Here is a 15,352-nt window from a genome sequence, read left to right on the forward strand (position 1 = left end):
CACGATCGCTACCTCGCCGGAGCTCGACAGCGGCTACGATCAAACCCGCGAAGCAAACAACGCTTGATGCTCACGGCACTGCTCGGCAGTCAGCATAAACACGCCATGACCGCCGCGCTCGAAATCAAGCCAGGCAAAATCAACCTCCGGGTACAGCGACTCGACGTGAACCTGACTGTTGCCCACTTCAACAATCAGCAGGCCCTTCTCGGTCAGATGATCAGCCGCCTCGGCCAGCATCCGGCGCACCAGGTTCAGACCATCATCGCCGCAGGCCAGGCCCAGTTCCGGCTCATGCTGGTACTCGGCAGGCATGTCGGCAAAATCTTCTGCATCGACATACGGCGGGTTGGACACGATCAAGTCAAAGCGCTGCCCCGGCAAGCCATCAAAGCCGTCGCCCTGAACCGTGTACACACGCTCATCGACACCATGGCGCTCAATGTTCTGATTGGCCACTTCAAGGGCTTCAAAGGACAAGTCCGCCAGCACCACTTCAGCGTTCGGGAACTCATAGGCGCACGCAATGCCGATACAACCCGAACCGGTGCACAGGTCGAGAATGCGCGCAGGCTCAGTGCCAAACCACGGTTCAAAGCGTTTTTCGATCAACTCACCAATCGGCGAACGCGGAATCAAGACACGCTCGTCAACAATAAACGACATGCCGCAGAACCAGGCCTCACCCAACAGGTAGGCAGTAGGTACACGCTCTTCAATCCGGCGTTTGAGCAAATGTTGCAGATTGACCAGCTCATCGTCTTCAAGACGGCAATCGAGATAACTGTCCGCGATTTCCCACGGCAGGTTCAATGCACCCAATACCAGTTGACGGGCTTCGTCCCAAGCGTTGTCGGTGCCATGACCAAAGAACAGATCTTCCCCATGAAAGTGGCTAACGGCCCAGCGAATATGGTCGCGCAGAGTGCGCAGGCGGGAAGTGATCAATGGTCTTACTCCTCAAAATCGATTGGCGATTCTAACAGCCAAACCTCTACGCGCCAAAGTTGTGCCGGACGGTTAGACGCAAGACCGTTTTAAAATGTAAGACCACCTGCAAAAAAATGGCAAAATCGCTCCACTTTGTACATTTTGCGGCTCTGGCGCTGCTCCTTGACATGGCTACAGGCCAACAACCACGCCGCTTACACGACAGGCCATTCACATAAACGCTCCGCCAGTGGAGAATGTCGCAAAAGCCCCATTCAAAGGAGCCCCCGAATGCCCGCTTTAAAGACGATGTTTCAACTCACAGGACGTGGTTATGCCGCGGCCAACCTGAGCAACGCCAGCCTGCTGATCATCGATGCGCAAAATGAATACCTGAACGGGCCACTGGCCTTGTCCGGTATGGATGCTGCCACCGCCAACATCGCCCTTTTGCTTGAGGCGGCCCGCAAGGCCAAGCGTCCGGTAATCCATATCCGTCACCTAGGCACCGTAGGCGGCATGTTCGACCCCCAGGGCGAGCGCGGTGCTTTCATCAAGGGCCTGGAGCCCCAGGGCGATGAGCTGATTATCGAAAAACGCATGCCCAACGCTTTCAACGACACAGGCCTGCAAAAGGCGCTGGAGAACCTGGGTTCCCTGGATGTGATCGTCTGCGGCTTCATGAGCCACTCCAGCGTCAGCACCACCGTGCGAGCAGCCAAAGACTACGGCTTGCGCTGCACCCTGGTTGAAGATGCGTGCGCCACCCGGGACCTGCCTACTCCAGATGGCATCATCAGTGCGGCGCAGGTTCAGAAAGCCGAAATGGCGATCATGAACGACAACTTCGCCACCCTGACGCTGACTCAAAACCTGATTTGATCTGAGCCCACTTCCGAGGGCGGTCCCCAACCGCCCATCTGCAACCATCTACCTGCACGCGCGCCCAATTTCACGACACTCAGGAACAACCTGCCCATGTCCCTGTCGAAGGGCCGATACCCTTTAAGGAAAGATCGGAATGAAGATCTCCGATGGTTTTGATGCTCGACGCTTACGCCCAAAGGCACACAGCAACTGGCGTGCACGCCTGACTCTGACGTTTGCAGCCCTGCTGGCCCTGTTTGGCGCGCTGTTGGCGGCTGCGGGTGCTACCAGCCTGATTGGCCATCCAAACGCCCTGGGCGAGCTCAACGCCAGCCCCGCAGGCGCATCGTTGGTACTGGTGCTCGGCTTGCTGATCTGCTGGCTAGGAATCTGGATGTGGCGTCGCCGACGTCGCCTTATGCGCCAACCGCTCGGGCTGAGTATGGCTGCGCACTTGATGAAAAAGCACGACTGAAGCATATCCGCCGCCCGATCGTCGTCGACTTGGGTAAACTAGCCGCCCTTCGCGGAGGCTGACATGCAAGACGACGACTTTTCCCTGTTCAAAACCGAAATTCGCGGTGTTAAACCGATCAAGCATGATCGGGCCGACACCGGCAAACCCAAAGCTGACCGTGCGCAGTTGGCCAAATTGCGCCAGTCAGCCACCGTACGTACCAATGCGACCATCATCGACGGCCTGTCTGACCAGTTCGTGATTGATGTGGGCCCCGAAGATCAGCTGAGCTGGTCCCGTGACGGCGTACAAGAAAGCCAGATGCGCAAGCTCAAGCTCGGGCAGATCAGCTTCGAAGGCAGCCTTGACCTGCATGGCATGACGGTCGAAAAAGCCCGCGAAACCCTTTGGGAGTTTCTCGGCGAAGCCACCAAACTTGAAGTTCGCTGCGTACGCGTTACTCATGGCAAGGCCGTGCGCCTGGACGGCAAGCGCCCGATGATTAAAAGTCACGTCAATACCTGGCTGCGCCAGCATTCACAGGTACTGGGCTTTTGTTCCTGCCAGGCCAAACACGGCGGCGCCGGCGCCGTATATGTGATGCTCAAGCGCACCATGATGGAAGGTCGCGACGAGTAACAGCCTGTCATCAAGCTTGCAGCGTTGTGCCTGACTACCGGAATCAGGCAAAGCGCCTTCTGCGCGCACCCTCCCCTCGTTCAAGGCGCCCCGCCGACTTTCACATGTTCTTCACTCATTGGCCGTTAATCTGAAAACGATGCCCCCCTTGAGCCTGGCTCCAAATAGCCGTGCATCGATACAGTCTTCACCGGTGAGCAACAAGTCAGGACAAGGCCGTTCAGCGGTATAGCCCTATCCGAAAATGACTCTCGCGCCCAATACATCTCTTCATCGAAGCCCGGTGCGGGGACCTTTTCAGTTGGGCCAGGAAACCTGCCAGGCTCCAGCTACCGGCTTACGTGTACAGACCCATTACAATTAACAGGACATGCCGTCATGCCGTTACCCGTCACGCCGTCTTATGAGCACTGTTTACGTGAGTTATGCACCGTCTCAGAAGACACGGCACAACTGGCCGCCCGAATTGCTGTCGAGCTTCATCCGCAAGTGGTGTCCACCTCCCCCGCGGCGCTGCAGACGCAGTTGTTCCACCATATGCACGCAATAGGCTCGCAGCAGTCGCGCTGCGTGTCGCGATTGGCCGGCTGGTTGAATACCTTGGCCAGGCAAGGCGGGTTATCGCACAAGCAAGCTGCAACATTTCTGACTGAAGCCGCTGCCTTGGCTGGCCCCTCGGGCGTCATTCCAGACTGAAGCTCCCCGCTAATAAAACAAACAAAACTACAGCATTGTAGTGGTCAACTATAAGTCACTTGAATTGACCAAAACTTGCCTGCAACTTTTGCACACGGCCTTGCAAGGTAAAGCCATGCCTGTATTCGTGATCGATAATGACTCCAGGGATGCGAGCAGCGACGAGCGCAATCCAGGGTATGACTTACAAGATAAAATGACCGCATTGAATTACAAAATAGCGTGTCTACCCGCGCGAAAAGTATTCACGCACCTCGATCATATTCAGAGCGGTACGGCTTCAGCCACAGGGGGGTATTCTGACAACCACCGAAGAATCAAAATGCATAACCAAATCACCGGCTAACTGCAGCAGTTGAATCGCTCAACAGCTCAAAACATGATGCCCGCCCCTTTCAAAACGATGCTGACTGGCTCTACGAGCCCACCAAGCTTGCCCAACGTACGCAACCGTAACAGTCGACCATCGATCAGGCATAACCGCCAACTTTTTTCAGGAAGCCCGCTCAAAACTGCAGATCAGGGTGCGCAGACAATACAACTGCAGGCACACCTAAGCTACCATGTGCCCCATGGCAGGCATGAACCCTGCGTTTATCGCCAATCAGCTAGGCCACAGCGTACAAATGTTGCTACCAACGTATGCTAAATGGCTAAATTCCAGCGCAGACTGGAGCGAGCTCGGGAAACTCGAAAACAGCGTGATTGGTATAAAATTGGTACGACCCGATGAGGTGCCACTCTGAAACCCGCATGGAATATAGTCCTGTGACACTGGAACAAAACTACACCGCGATCCTCGGTCAACTCGGCGAAGACGTTTCCCGTGAAGGCCTGCTGGATACGCCAAAGCGTGCAGCCAAAGCCATGCAATACCTTTGCCGTGGCTATGAGCAAACCCTGGAAGAAGTCACCAACGGTGCCTTGTTCAGCTCTGACAACAGCGAAATGGTGCTGGTGAAAGACATCGAGCTGTACTCGTTGTGCGAACACCACCTGCTGCCGTTTATCGGCAAGGCCCACGTCGCTTATATTCCGAGCGGCAAAGTGCTGGGCCTGTCGAAAGTGGCACGCATTGTCGACATGTACGCCCGTCGCCTGCAGATCCAGGAAAACCTGAGCCGCCAAATCGCCGACGCTGTGATGCAAGTCACCGGCGCCTTGGGCGTTGCAGTGGTGATTGAAGCCAAGCACATGTGCATGATGATGCGCGGTGTCGAGAAGCAAAACTCGTCGATGATCACTTCGGTGATGCTGGGTGAGTTCCGCGAGAACGCGGCCACGCGCAGCGAGTTTCTCAGCCTGATCAAGTAACAGGCATACCGAAAAAGGCCGGCGTTTATCGCCGGTTTTTTTCGTCTGCGTGTTTTCAGGTAAGCTGCGCCTCTTCTTTCTTGCCCATGAGGCTTTTACTGTGTTTATCAAAGCGCTTCGCGTAGGCCTGGGTCAGCTCATCATCGCTGGCGATTTTATTACCCGCCCGAGCAAAAAACAGCGCCCGGCTGCCGCACAGGCGCAGGTTGATCAAGCTGCAAAGGGTCTGACCCTGTACCAGTTCCACGCCTGCCCGTTCTGTGTAAAAACCCGCCGCACGCTGCGCCGCCTGAATGTGCCGGTAGCTCTGCGTGATGCCAAGAACAACGAGCAGGACCGTCAGACCCTGCTGGAACAAGGCGGCAAGATCAAAGTACCGTGCCTGCGAATAGAAGAAGATGGCAAGACCACCTGGATGTATGAATCCAAGGTCATTATTGATTACCTGAACCAACGGTTTGCCAACGTTTAAGCTGCACTCTCAGTGAGAGCGAGCCTGCTCGCGAAAGCTTCTGACACCTTCGCGAGCAGGCTTTAGGGAATTTTAGTCAAGCATCCCCACATGCCGCGGATGGCTGGCCACCCGAGCAAGCCAGGCCTGAATACCCGGATAGCTGCTCAGATCAAACCCGCCCTGATCAGCCACATGGGTGTAGGCATACAACGTCACGTCCGCAATCGAGTACTGCTCACCCACCAGATATGGTGTGCGGTTGAGCTGTTGCTCCATTACGTCCAGCGCCTTGTAACCGCGTTTCTGCAGCTTGCGGTATTCCGCCAGACGATCCTCAGGCAGCCCCAGGTAGAACTGGATAAAACGTGCCACCGCGATATAGGGCTCATGGCTGTACTGCTCGAAAAACTGCCATTGCAGCACTTGCGTGCGCAAACGCGGCTCCGCGGGCAAAAACTCGCTGCCGTCGGCCAGGTAGTTGAGAATCGCATTGGACTCCCACAGGCACGTACCGTCTTCCAGCTCCAGCACCGGCACCTTGCCGTTGGGATTTTTCGCCAGAAATTCCGGGGTTTCGGTTTCGCCCTTGAGAATATCCACCGCGAACCACTGATACTCAAGACCCAGCAAATGCAGCATCAGCTTGATCTTGTAGCAGTTGCCCGAGTTGTAATCGCCATAAACCTTGAGCATCGCGCCTCCTTTAGGCCGCCTGGGCAGCCTGTGCCTGACGAATCACGTTAGCCAGGCGCTTGAGACCTTCGTGCAGACGCGCAGGGTCGATGTGACTGAAGTTCAGGCGCAGGCTGCCAACGTTCTGGTCCGGGTTGGCGAAGAACGGTTCACCCGGCATAAATGCCACGTTCTGCTCCAGTGCAGGTTTGAGCAAGGTACGGGTATCAAACGGCTGCTTGAGGGTCAGCCAGAAGAACAGCCCGCCCTGCGGTACATGCCAATCAGCCAGATCCGCGAAGTGTTCTTCCAGCGCCAGCTGAAAACCGTCACGGCGCACGCGATAGAAATCACGCAGTTCAGCCAGATGGTTGCTCATTTTCTCGGTGCCGATCCACTGCAGAGCCTGCCATTGACCGATACGGTTGGTGTGCAGGTCTGCCGATTGCTTGAGGCGCAGCAGGTGCGGGAACAGGTCCGGGCTGGCAATCAGGAAGCCAACGCGCAGGCCTGGCAACAAGGTTTTGGACACGGTGCCGGTGTAGATCCAGCTGGCTTTTTTCAGGCGGCTGACAATCGGCGTGGCGCTGCCACCGTCGAAATTCAGTTCGCGGTAGGGTTCGTCTTCGATCAGGGTCACGCCGAACTCATCCAGCAAAGCCGCTACCGCGTCGCGCTTGGTTTCGCTGTAACGCACGGCAGACGGGTTCTGGAACGTCGGGATCAGGTAGATGAACGCCGGCTTGTGTTTTTCCAGCTGCACACGCAACGCGGCCAGATCCGGGCCATCGGCTTGCAGCGGGAAGCTCAGGCACTCGGCGCCGAACAATTGGAAGATTTGCAGCGCCGCCAGGTAGGTCGGCGCCTCGAGCATGATTTCAGTGCCCTTGTCGATATACAGCTTGGCAGCCAGATCCAGCGCCTGCTGCGAGCCACTCAGCACAATGACCTGGCTCGCATCGCAATCAACACCCAGTGCGCGGGCCTCTGCGGCCAGCACTTCACGCAATGCCGGTTCGCCTTCGCTCATACCGTATTGACCCATCGAGGCTGGCATATCGGTCCAGTCGACTTTGGGCAGCATGGCCTCGGCCGGTAGCCCGCCAGCGAAAGACATGACTTCCGGACGTTGGGCCGCAGCCAGAATTTCACGAATCAAAGAGCTTTTCAGGCGGGAAACACGTTCGGAGAAGGCCATACAGATCACCGGTAGCGGAAGTAATTGGAAATAAGTCAAACTGGTTGACCGAAACTACGCCGCGAAGCCTAGATACGTCAATATGCTTGACCTTAAAAATCCGACCACTCAGCGCGCCGCCATGGAAGCCTTCTTCTTTGGCTATCAAGCATTTACCGCCAAGGCGGACGAAATGCTGGCACGCCGTGGGCTAAGTCGGGTGCATCAGCGCATTGTTTTCTTTATCGCCCATCACCCCGGTGTAAGCGTCAAGGAACTGCTGACATTGCTGGGTGTGAGTAAACAGGCCCTCAACACGCCATTACGGCAGTTGATCGAAATGGACCTGGTGCGCAGCGTCGCGCCCGAGACCGACAAGCGCAAACGCCTGCTGGAACTGACCGCTGACGGCGTGACCTTCGAGAAAAACCTGCGCCGCGAGCAGGTCAAATTACTCCAGCGAGTGTTCGCTCAGGCGGGTGACGAGGCGGTTAACGGCTGGTTGGCGATCAATCTTGCATTGGGTCAAAGCCGCCACGGCTAACCTGTGGGGTAGCCGACCCGGCACTTCGTCCACAATTTATAAAACATTATTTGCTTTATTTGTATACAAAAGCATAATTCATCTCGCCTGCGTTCTTGACCTAAAAGTCAATAAACCTGTCACCCGCCTCACCCAGTGCCCTTAAAAACAATAAAAGCCTGAGGAAATTACCGTGGACAGCCAAAAGTCTGAAATACCCGTCGCTGAACTTTCACCTCCCTCCCCCCGTGGCTGGCTGGAGCGTCTGTTCAAACTGTCGCTGCATGGCACCACGGTCAAAACCGAGCTGATCGCCGGGCTGACTACCTTTATCACCATGGCCTACATCATCTTCGTCAACCCCAACATCATGGCTGATGCTGGCATTGATCACGGCGCCGCCTTTGTCGCGACCTGTATCGCCGCCGCCCTCGGCAGCCTGCTGATGGGGCTCTACGCCAACTGGCCGGTAGGGCTGGCGCCAGGCATGGGCCTGAATGCGTTTTTCACCTACACCGTGGTCGGCACTATGGGCTACAGCTGGGAGACGGCCTTGGGCGCGGTCTTTGTCTCCGGCGTGCTGTTTCTGATTCTGACCCTGTCGCGGGTACGAGAATGGCTGCTCAACAGCATTCCCGTCAGCCTGCGTTATGCAATGGGCGCGGGGGTGGGCTTGTTTCTGGGGATCATCGGCCTGAAAACCTCGGGCATCATCGTCGACAGCCCGGCAACCCTGATCAAGCTCGGTTCGTTGCGCGACCCTGCCCCGCTGCTGGCCGCTGTGTGCTTTTTGATGATCGCAATTCTCAGCTATCACCGGGTTTTCGGCGCGATCCTGATCAGCATCATCGCCGTCACTCTGGCCGGTTGGGGCCTGGACCTGGTGCACTACAACGGCATCATGTCAGCGCCGCCAAGCTTGGCGCCAACCTGGATGGCCATGGACCTCAAGGGTGTGTTCAATATCAGTATGATCAGCGTGGTACTGGCCTTCCTGTTTGTACACATGTTCGACACAGCAGGCACCCTGATGGGTGTGGCCCAGCGAGCCGGGCTGGTCAAGGCAGACGGCAAGATCGAGAATCTGTCACGGGCGCTCAAGGCTGACAGCGCCTCCAGCGTGTTCGGCGCGGTGGTCGGTGTACCGCCGGTCACCAGTTACGTCGAAAGCGCCGCGGGTGTCGCTGCAGGCGGGCGCACCGGGCTTACCGCCGTCACTGTGGGCGTGTTGTTTGTGGCCGCGATGTTCTTTGCCCCACTGGCTGGCATGATCCCCGCTTATGCAACGGCAGGCGCACTGATTTACGTCGCGATGCTGATGATGGGCGGCATGCAGCACATCAACTGGGACGAACCCACCGACTGCATCCCGGCGATTGTGACCGTGATCATGATGCCGCTGACCTTCTCGGTCGCCGACGGGATCGCTCTGGGTTTTATCAGCTATGTCGCACTCAAGGCGGGCACCGGCAAACACCGCGAAATATCCGTCAGTTTGTGGGTGCTCTGCGCTATTTTCATCGCCAAGTTTATTTACCTGTAAACCGGGCGGTATCAACCGGCTCCGCCAATGAAGCGGGGCCTTTGTTGCATGGGAGGAAGTGATGAGTCTGGAAACCTGGCTGCTGTTCAGCAGCGCGGCATTGGTGGTAATCCTGATTCCGGGGCCATTGTCGTTATTGATGATCAGCAACAGCTTGAACTACGGGTTGCGTCGCTCGTATCCGGCCTTTCTGGGCGGTGTGTTTGCCTCGATTTGCCTGCTCAGCGCCTCGGCCCTGGGTCTGGGCGCCTTGCTGCTGGCCTCGGAAAAGCTCTTCAGCGCCCTGAAGATCGTCGGTGCGCTCTATCTGTTTTACCTTGCCTGGCAAAGCTGGAAACAGTCGCGCCAGCCGGCCACCGTCACCAACGTACCTGAAGCCGCACCAAAACCGCGCTTCAGCGCCCTGTTTGGGCGCGCGTTTGTACTGGGTGCGAGCAATCCGAAAGACATTCTGTTCTTTGCCGCCTTCCTGCCGCAATTTCTGAACCCCAACCTGCCCTTCCTCAACCAGTTGCTGGTGATGATCGCCACCTGGACCGTGCTCGACCTGCTGTGCAAGCTGGCTTATGGCCTGGGTGCACACGGTGCGGCGGGCTATCTGCGCAGCGGCAAGGGCCAGAGCTGGTTCAACCGCGTCAGTGCCGGGCTGTTTGGAGTGGCGGGCACGGCGTCGCTGTTGAGCCGCTGATACAGCACCGCATTTGTGGGAGCGGGCTTGCTCGCGATACGGGCGACGCAGTTTTTCTGGATGACCGCATCGACGCCATCGCGAGCAAGCCCGCTCCCACAGCTTATTTGTTTGCGGGCAAAAAAAGCCCGCAGTGTGAGCGGGCAAAAAACCACATGCGCAGATCGAAAACTTTTAGCTCCCGCGATAAGTCGAGTAGCTGTACGGCGAAATCAACAGCGGTACATGGTAGTGATCCTGCTCGGCACTGATCCCGAAACGCAGCACCACCACATCCAGAAACGCAGGTGCAGGCAGCTGCACACCCCGCGCGCGGTAGTAATCACCGGCACTGAACTGCAACTGATAAACCCCGGAACGGTACGTATCACCTTCCAGCAGGGGCGTATCGCATCGGCCATCGTTGTTGGTCAGCGCCGTCGCCACCAATTCCAGCCCTGAACCTTCTACCCGATACAGCTCGACCTTGATCGAGCTGCCCGGGCAGCCGTGTGCGGCATCCAAAACGTGCGTAGTCAAACGTCCCATAGATTGTGCGACCTCCCGAGTCGGTGAATAAAACTGGAGCTGCACCCCTTTAGCGCACCAAAAGGCTCAGCGAAGACATGATTAAGACATTTATCAAAAAAATTGTACACAATTAAAAAGCACAATCCAGCCTCCCCCTTTAACCACGCGGCCTACATGCCATTTCTTGGCAAAGCCACAGTGGCCATAGACCTAACCCCCATAAACTGACCAATCAGGCAAGTTTCTTGCAAGTACTATTTCAGCAGCAGACATGGTAGAAATAGGAAAAATCAGGGTTACAAATGGATTGCAAAGTTGTATACAATCAATCCATCACAGTGACGCCAGGTCTGGCCAATCGACTGTTAACACAAACAATAAGGAAGACTGTAGTGAGCGCTGACTACCCACGCGACCTGATTGGTTACGGTCCAAACCCTCCGCACCCGCATTGGCCGGACAACGCCCGCATCGCCCTGTCTTTTGTACTCAACTACGAAGAAGGCGGCGAGCGCAACATTCTCCACGGTGACAAGGAGTCAGAAGCCTTCCTTTCGGAAATGGTTTCGGCGCAGCCGCTGCAAGGCGAACGCAACATGAGCATGGAATCCCTTTACGAGTACGGCAGCCGCGCAGGCGTTTGGCGAGTACTCAAGCTGTTTCAAGAATTCGATATCCCGCTCACCGTATTTGCCGTCGCCATGGCCGCCCAGCGCCACCCGGATGTGATCCGCGCCATGGTTGACGCCGGGCATGAGATTTGCAGCCACGGTTATCGCTGGATTGACTACCAGTACATGGATGAAGCCCTCGAGCGTGAGCATATGCTCGAAGCGATCCGCATCCTCACCGAAATCAGCGGCGAACGCCCGCTGGGCTGGTACACCGGCCGCACCGGCCCCAATACCCGGCGCTTGGTGATGGAAGAAGGCGGCTTTTTGTACGACTCGGACACCTATGACGACGACCTGCCCTACTGGGAACCGAACAACCCTACCGGCAAACCGCATCTGGTGATCCCGTACACCCTGGACACCAATGACATGCGCTTCACCCAGGTGCAGGGTTTCAACACCGGCGAGCAGTTTTTCCAGTACCTCAAGGATGCTTTCGATGTGCTGTACGCCGAAGGCGCAGAGTCGCCGAAGATGCTATCGATCGGCCTGCATTGCCGCCTCATTGGCCGCCCTGCGCGTCTCGCCGCCCTCAAGCGTTTTATTGAATACGCCAAGGGGCACGAGCACGTCTGGTTCACCCGCCGCGTGGACATCGCCCGCCACTGGCACGCCACCCATCCTTATGTTGCAGAGACTGCCAAATGAGCACCTTCAAGACCCTCAAGCCTTCAACCCTGAGTCGTGAAGCGTTCGTGGCGGCCTTTGCCGATATTTACGAACACTCGCCCTGGGTTGCTGCAAAAGCCTTCGACCTGGGCCTGGACAGCAGCGTCGACACCATCGAGGCCCTGCACCAGCGTATGAGTGACATTTTGTTGAGCGCCGATCACGCCAGCCAGCTGGCATTGATCAACGCTCACCCGGACCTGGCAGGCAAAGCAGCCGTCCAGGGCCAACTTACCGAAGCCAGTACCCATGAACAGGCTGGCGCCGGTATTCACCAATGCACGAGCGATGAGTTCCAACGCTTCACCGAGCTGAACGACGCCTACAAAGCCAAGTTCAAGTTTCCCTTCATCATGGCGGTAAAAGGCAGCGACCGGCACCAGATCCTCGCCGCGTTCGAGACACGTATCCACAACCCGGCAGACGTCGAGTTCAAATGCGCGTTGGCAGAAATCAACAAAATTGCCCTGTTCCGATTGCTCCAGCTCTAAGCCGAACCGGCACTTGCCGATGACGCATCTCCAGCCACTTAATTAAAGGCAGACAAGAAGAATGAAAGCTTACGCCGTACCTTTCGAGAAGTTCGTCAACCTGGCCGATGCCCGCCTGGGCACCAAAATCGTTTCGGTAACCGATGACTGGTTCGCTGACGCCAACCGCATGTTCCAGCCGACCCCGGCCGTATGGAAGGAGGGCGTTTTCGATGACAACGGCAAGTGGATGGACGGCTGGGAGTCCCGCCGCAAGCGCTTCGAAGGCTATGACAGTGCAGTCATCCGTCTTGGCGTTCCGGGCTCGATCAAGGGCGTGGACATCGACACTTCATTCTTCACCGGCAACTTCCCGCCGTCTGCCTCCCTTGAGGCCTGTTTCCTGGCCTCGGGCGAACCGGGCGAAGACACTAAATGGGTTGAAGTGCTGTCGGCTGTCGAGCTGCAAGGCAACAGCCACCACTACCACGAGATCAGCAATGACCAGGCGTTCAGCCACTTGCGCTTCAATATCTACCCGGATGGCGGCGTAGCACGTCTGCGCGTTTACGGCGTGCCGTTCCGCGACTGGTCGGCAGTGGGCGACAACGAACAGGTCGATCTGGCTTCAGCCCTCAACGGTGGCCGTGCCCTCGCCTGCTCCGATGAACACTTCGGCCGCATGAGCAACATCCTCAACCCGGGCCGTGGCATCAACATGGGCGACGGCTGGGAAACCGCGCGTCGTCGTACGCCAGGTAATGACTGGGTCATCGTGGCTCTGGGGCATGCTGGCCTGATCGAAGAAATCACCATCGACACCCTGCACTTCAAGGGCAACTACCCGGACAGCTGCTCGATCCAGGGCGCGTTCGTCAAGGGCGGTACTGACAACCAGATCGAAACCCAGTCGCTGTTCTGGCGTGAATTGCTGCCGAGCCAAAAAATGGAAATGCACGCTGAACACACCTACAGCGAGCAACTCAAAGACCTCGGTCCAATCACCCACATTCGCCTGAATCTGTTCCCGGACGGTGGTGTAAGCCGCCTGCGCGTATTGGGTAAAGTCGCCAAATAAGCGCTGACCCCGATCGCAGGCAAGCCTGCTCCCACAGGGAATTGCATCGCACATGTGGGAGCGGGCTTGCCCGCGATAGCGACAAAACTGACACCACAGAAACCCGAATAAGAAGACCACCATGCGCACATTGATGATTGAACCGCTGACCAAAGAAGCCTTCGCCCCTTTCGGTGATGTGATTGAAACCGATGGCAGCGACCACTTCATGATCAATAACGGTTCGACCATGCGCTTTCACCGTCTGGCCGAGGTCGAAACGGCTACGCCAGAAGACAAGGCGATCATCAGTATTTTCCGCGCAGACGCGCAGGATATGCCGTTTACCGTCCGCATGCTGGAGCGCCATCCGCTGGGCAGCCAGGCTTTTATACCGCTGCTCGGCAACCCCTTTCTGATCGTGGTCGCGCCACTTGGCGATGAACCTGTATCAGGTCTGGTCCGTGCCTTTGTCAGTAATGGCAGGCAGGGCATTAATTACCATCGCGGCGTTTGGCACCATCCGGTGCTGACGATCGAAAAGCGGGATGACTTCCTGGTGGTTGATCGCAGTGGCACAGGCAATAACTGCGATGAGCATTTCTTGAAAGAGGATGAGCTGTTGATCCTCGCCCCCCACCAATAAGAGAAGGTCCGTCTACTCACGCAGGGTAGCGGGCAGAGGTAAAGACTGTGGAAGCACATCTAATGGAATGGCTGAATCTGAGCGTGCGCTGGATTCATATGATTACCGGTGTGGCCTGGATCGGCGCATCGTTTTATTTCGTCTGGCTGGAGAACAACCTCAACCGAGCCAACCCCAAGGAAGGCCTGGCGGGCGACCTTTGGGCCATTCACGGCGGCGGTATTTACCACCTCGAAAAATATAAGCTGGCCCCACCCACCATGCCGGAAAACCTGCACTGGTTTAAGTGGGAAGCCTATTTCACCTGGATGTCAGGCATCGCCCTGCTCTGTCTGGTGTTCTACTTCAACCCCGCGCTGTACCTGATCGCTCCCGGCAGCAGCCTGAGCGGTCCCGAAGCAGTTGCCATCGGTATCGGTTCATTGATTGCCGGCTGGTTTGTTTACGACTTTCTATGCGACTCCGCCTTGGGCAAACGCCCGGCGTTGCTCGGTTTCGTCCTGTTTGTTTTGCTGGTTGCAGCAGCGTTCGGCCTGAGCAAGGTGTTCAGCGGGCGCGGTGCGTACCTGCATGTGGGCGCCATTATCGGCACCATCATGGTCGGTAACGTGTTCCGCACCATCATGCCCGCGCAACGCGCCCTGGTAGCTGCAATCAAGGAAGGCCGCAGCCCCGATCCGGCACTGCCGGCCAAAGGCCTGCTGCGTTCACGTCACAACAACTACTTCACCTTGCCGGTGCTGTTCATCATGATCAGCAACCACTTCCCGAGCACCTATGGCAGCCAATACAACTGGCTGATCCTGGCCGGGATTGCGGTGTTGGCGGTGTTGGTTCGTCACTACTTCAACACCCGCCACAATAGCCACAAATATGCCTGGACCTTGCCGGTTGCAGCACTGGGCATGATCTGCCTGGCTTACGTCACAGGCCCAAAACCGGTGTCGACTGCTCCTGAAACCGCCAAGGTCATCAAGTACCAACCGCTTCCGGAAACCGCCCTGGGCGGAGTCAGGGCCGCAGATGCTCCAGCCCCGGTAACCGCACCCGCTGCCCCGGCAGCGCCAGTGGCCAGTATCGACTTCGAGAAAGTCCATGTGGTGATCCAGGAACGCTGCACAGTCTGTCACTCAGCCACACCCAGCAGTCCGCTGTTCAGCGCAGCGCCCGCTGGCGTGATGTTCGATACCGCGCAACAGATCAAGCTGATGGCCCCGCGCATTCAGGCCCAGGCCGTCGCCAGCCAGATCATGCCGCTGGGCAATATCACCCAAATGACGCAACAGGAACGCGACCTGATCGGTGCCTGGATCAACACCGGAGCCCAAACCAACTGACGCACAGGCTATGTGGTCGCAGCACTGCT

The 15,352-nt window shown here is 57.1% G+C and carries 18 protein-coding genes and 1 pseudogene; 15 read left to right on the top strand and 4 right to left on the bottom strand.

Annotated features, from left to right (window positions below; all coding sequences use genetic code 11):
- Positions 1–39: 39 nt before the first annotated feature.
- Positions 40–948, bottom strand: a complete 909-nt coding sequence (gene prmB, locus V6L79_RS19005; RefSeq protein ID WP_261738858.1) for a 50S ribosomal protein L3 N(5)-glutamine methyltransferase — start codon at positions 946–948, stop codon at positions 40–42.
- Positions 949–1,221: 273 nt separating this feature from the next.
- Between prmB and V6L79_RS19010 the strand changes: the two genes are divergently transcribed.
- The 7 genes and pseudogenes from V6L79_RS19010 to V6L79_RS19040 all read left to right on the top strand — a co-directional run bounded on the left by V6L79_RS19010 (position 1,222) and on the right by V6L79_RS19040 (position 5,375).
- The gene (locus tag V6L79_RS19010; RefSeq protein ID WP_261738859.1) at positions 1,222–1,812 is read left to right on the top strand and encodes a cysteine hydrolase family protein; all 591 of its coding nucleotides are present in this window, start codon (positions 1,222–1,224) and stop codon (positions 1,810–1,812) included.
- 139 nt (positions 1,813–1,951) lie between these two features.
- The gene (locus V6L79_RS19015; protein ID WP_261738860.1) at positions 1,952–2,272 is read left to right on the top strand and encodes a hypothetical protein; all 321 of its coding nucleotides are present in this window, start codon (positions 1,952–1,954) and stop codon (positions 2,270–2,272) included.
- A gap of 63 nt (positions 2,273–2,335) precedes the next feature.
- Complete coding sequence (locus tag V6L79_RS19020) at positions 2,336–2,893, top strand: Smr/MutS family protein (RefSeq protein ID WP_261738861.1); 558 nt, start codon at positions 2,336–2,338, stop codon at positions 2,891–2,893.
- A gap of 378 nt (positions 2,894–3,271) precedes the next feature.
- Positions 3,272–3,589, top strand: a complete 318-nt coding sequence (locus V6L79_RS19025) for a hypothetical protein (RefSeq protein ID WP_261738862.1) — start codon at positions 3,272–3,274, stop codon at positions 3,587–3,589.
- Positions 3,590–4,068: 479 nt separating this feature from the next.
- Positions 4,069–4,335: pseudogene (locus V6L79_RS19030) on the top strand (site-specific integrase); the annotation flags it as partial.
- Between the two features lie 22 nt (positions 4,336–4,357).
- The gene (folE, locus tag V6L79_RS19035; protein ID WP_019826593.1) at positions 4,358–4,903 is read left to right on the top strand and encodes a GTP cyclohydrolase I FolE; all 546 of its coding nucleotides are present in this window, start codon (positions 4,358–4,360) and stop codon (positions 4,901–4,903) included.
- 100 nt (positions 4,904–5,003) lie between these two features.
- Positions 5,004–5,375, top strand: a complete 372-nt coding sequence (locus V6L79_RS19040; RefSeq protein ID WP_321833859.1) for a glutathione S-transferase N-terminal domain-containing protein — start codon at positions 5,004–5,006, stop codon at positions 5,373–5,375.
- Between the two features lie 72 nt (positions 5,376–5,447).
- Here V6L79_RS19040 and V6L79_RS19045 read toward each other — a convergent pair whose 3' ends face one another.
- Together V6L79_RS19045 and V6L79_RS19050 are read right to left on the bottom strand one after the other, a co-directional pair.
- Entirely contained in the window at positions 5,448–6,050 is a 603-nt protein-coding gene (locus tag V6L79_RS19045; RefSeq protein WP_338579345.1) for a glutathione S-transferase family protein, read from the bottom strand.
- 10 nt (positions 6,051–6,060) lie between these two features.
- Complete coding sequence (locus V6L79_RS19050; RefSeq protein ID WP_261738865.1) at positions 6,061–7,227, bottom strand: PLP-dependent aminotransferase family protein; 1,167 nt, start codon at positions 7,225–7,227, stop codon at positions 6,061–6,063.
- A gap of 82 nt (positions 7,228–7,309) precedes the next feature.
- Here V6L79_RS19050 and V6L79_RS19055 point away from each other — a divergent pair, with 82 nt between their 5' ends.
- The 3 genes from V6L79_RS19055 to V6L79_RS19065 all read left to right on the top strand — a co-directional run bounded on the left by V6L79_RS19055 (position 7,310) and on the right by V6L79_RS19065 (position 9,960).
- Entirely contained in the window at positions 7,310–7,750 is a 441-nt protein-coding gene (locus tag V6L79_RS19055; RefSeq protein WP_261738866.1) for a MarR family winged helix-turn-helix transcriptional regulator, read from the top strand.
- 172 nt (positions 7,751–7,922) lie between these two features.
- Entirely contained in the window at positions 7,923–9,272 is a 1,350-nt protein-coding gene (locus tag V6L79_RS19060; RefSeq protein ID WP_405046602.1) for an NCS2 family permease, read from the top strand.
- 61 nt (positions 9,273–9,333) lie between these two features.
- On the top strand, positions 9,334–9,960 hold the full coding sequence (locus V6L79_RS19065) for a LysE family translocator (RefSeq protein WP_261738867.1): 627 nt from the start codon (positions 9,334–9,336) through the stop codon (positions 9,958–9,960).
- 174 nt (positions 9,961–10,134) lie between these two features.
- Here V6L79_RS19065 and uraH read toward each other — a convergent pair whose 3' ends face one another.
- On the bottom strand, positions 10,135–10,488 hold the full coding sequence (gene uraH / locus V6L79_RS19070; RefSeq protein ID WP_261738868.1) for a hydroxyisourate hydrolase: 354 nt from the start codon (positions 10,486–10,488) through the stop codon (positions 10,135–10,137).
- Between the two features lie 374 nt (positions 10,489–10,862).
- Between uraH and puuE the strand changes: the two genes are divergently transcribed.
- The 5 genes from puuE to V6L79_RS19095 all read left to right on the top strand — a co-directional run bounded on the left by puuE (position 10,863) and on the right by V6L79_RS19095 (position 15,323).
- A complete protein-coding gene (puuE, locus tag V6L79_RS19075) occupies positions 10,863–11,792 on the top strand; it encodes an allantoinase PuuE (protein WP_321837952.1) in 930 nt (309 codons plus the stop codon).
- Positions 11,789–12,304, top strand: a complete 516-nt coding sequence (gene uraD, locus V6L79_RS19080) for a 2-oxo-4-hydroxy-4-carboxy-5-ureidoimidazoline decarboxylase (protein WP_321833863.1) — start codon at positions 11,789–11,791, stop codon at positions 12,302–12,304. Before puuE ends, uraD begins: the two co-directional genes overlap by 4 nt.
- Before the next feature lie 61 nt (positions 12,305–12,365).
- Positions 12,366–13,361, top strand: coding sequence for an allantoicase (gene alc, locus V6L79_RS19085; RefSeq protein WP_261738871.1), 996 nt, complete (start codon positions 12,366–12,368; stop codon positions 13,359–13,361).
- A gap of 121 nt (positions 13,362–13,482) precedes the next feature.
- Positions 13,483–13,986 (top strand): ureidoglycolate lyase, encoded by a 504-nt coding sequence (locus V6L79_RS19090; protein WP_261738872.1) that lies wholly within the window; start codon positions 13,483–13,485, stop codon positions 13,984–13,986.
- Positions 13,987–14,033: 47 nt separating this feature from the next.
- Entirely contained in the window at positions 14,034–15,323 is a 1,290-nt protein-coding gene (locus tag V6L79_RS19095) for a urate hydroxylase PuuD (protein WP_261738873.1), read from the top strand.
- Positions 15,324–15,352 lie beyond the last annotated feature (29 nt).

It is taken from the genome of Pseudomonas sp. ML2-2023-6, from assembly GCF_037055265.1.
Taxonomy (GTDB): Bacteria; Pseudomonadota; Gammaproteobacteria; order Pseudomonadales; family Pseudomonadaceae; genus Aquipseudomonas; species Aquipseudomonas kulmbachensis.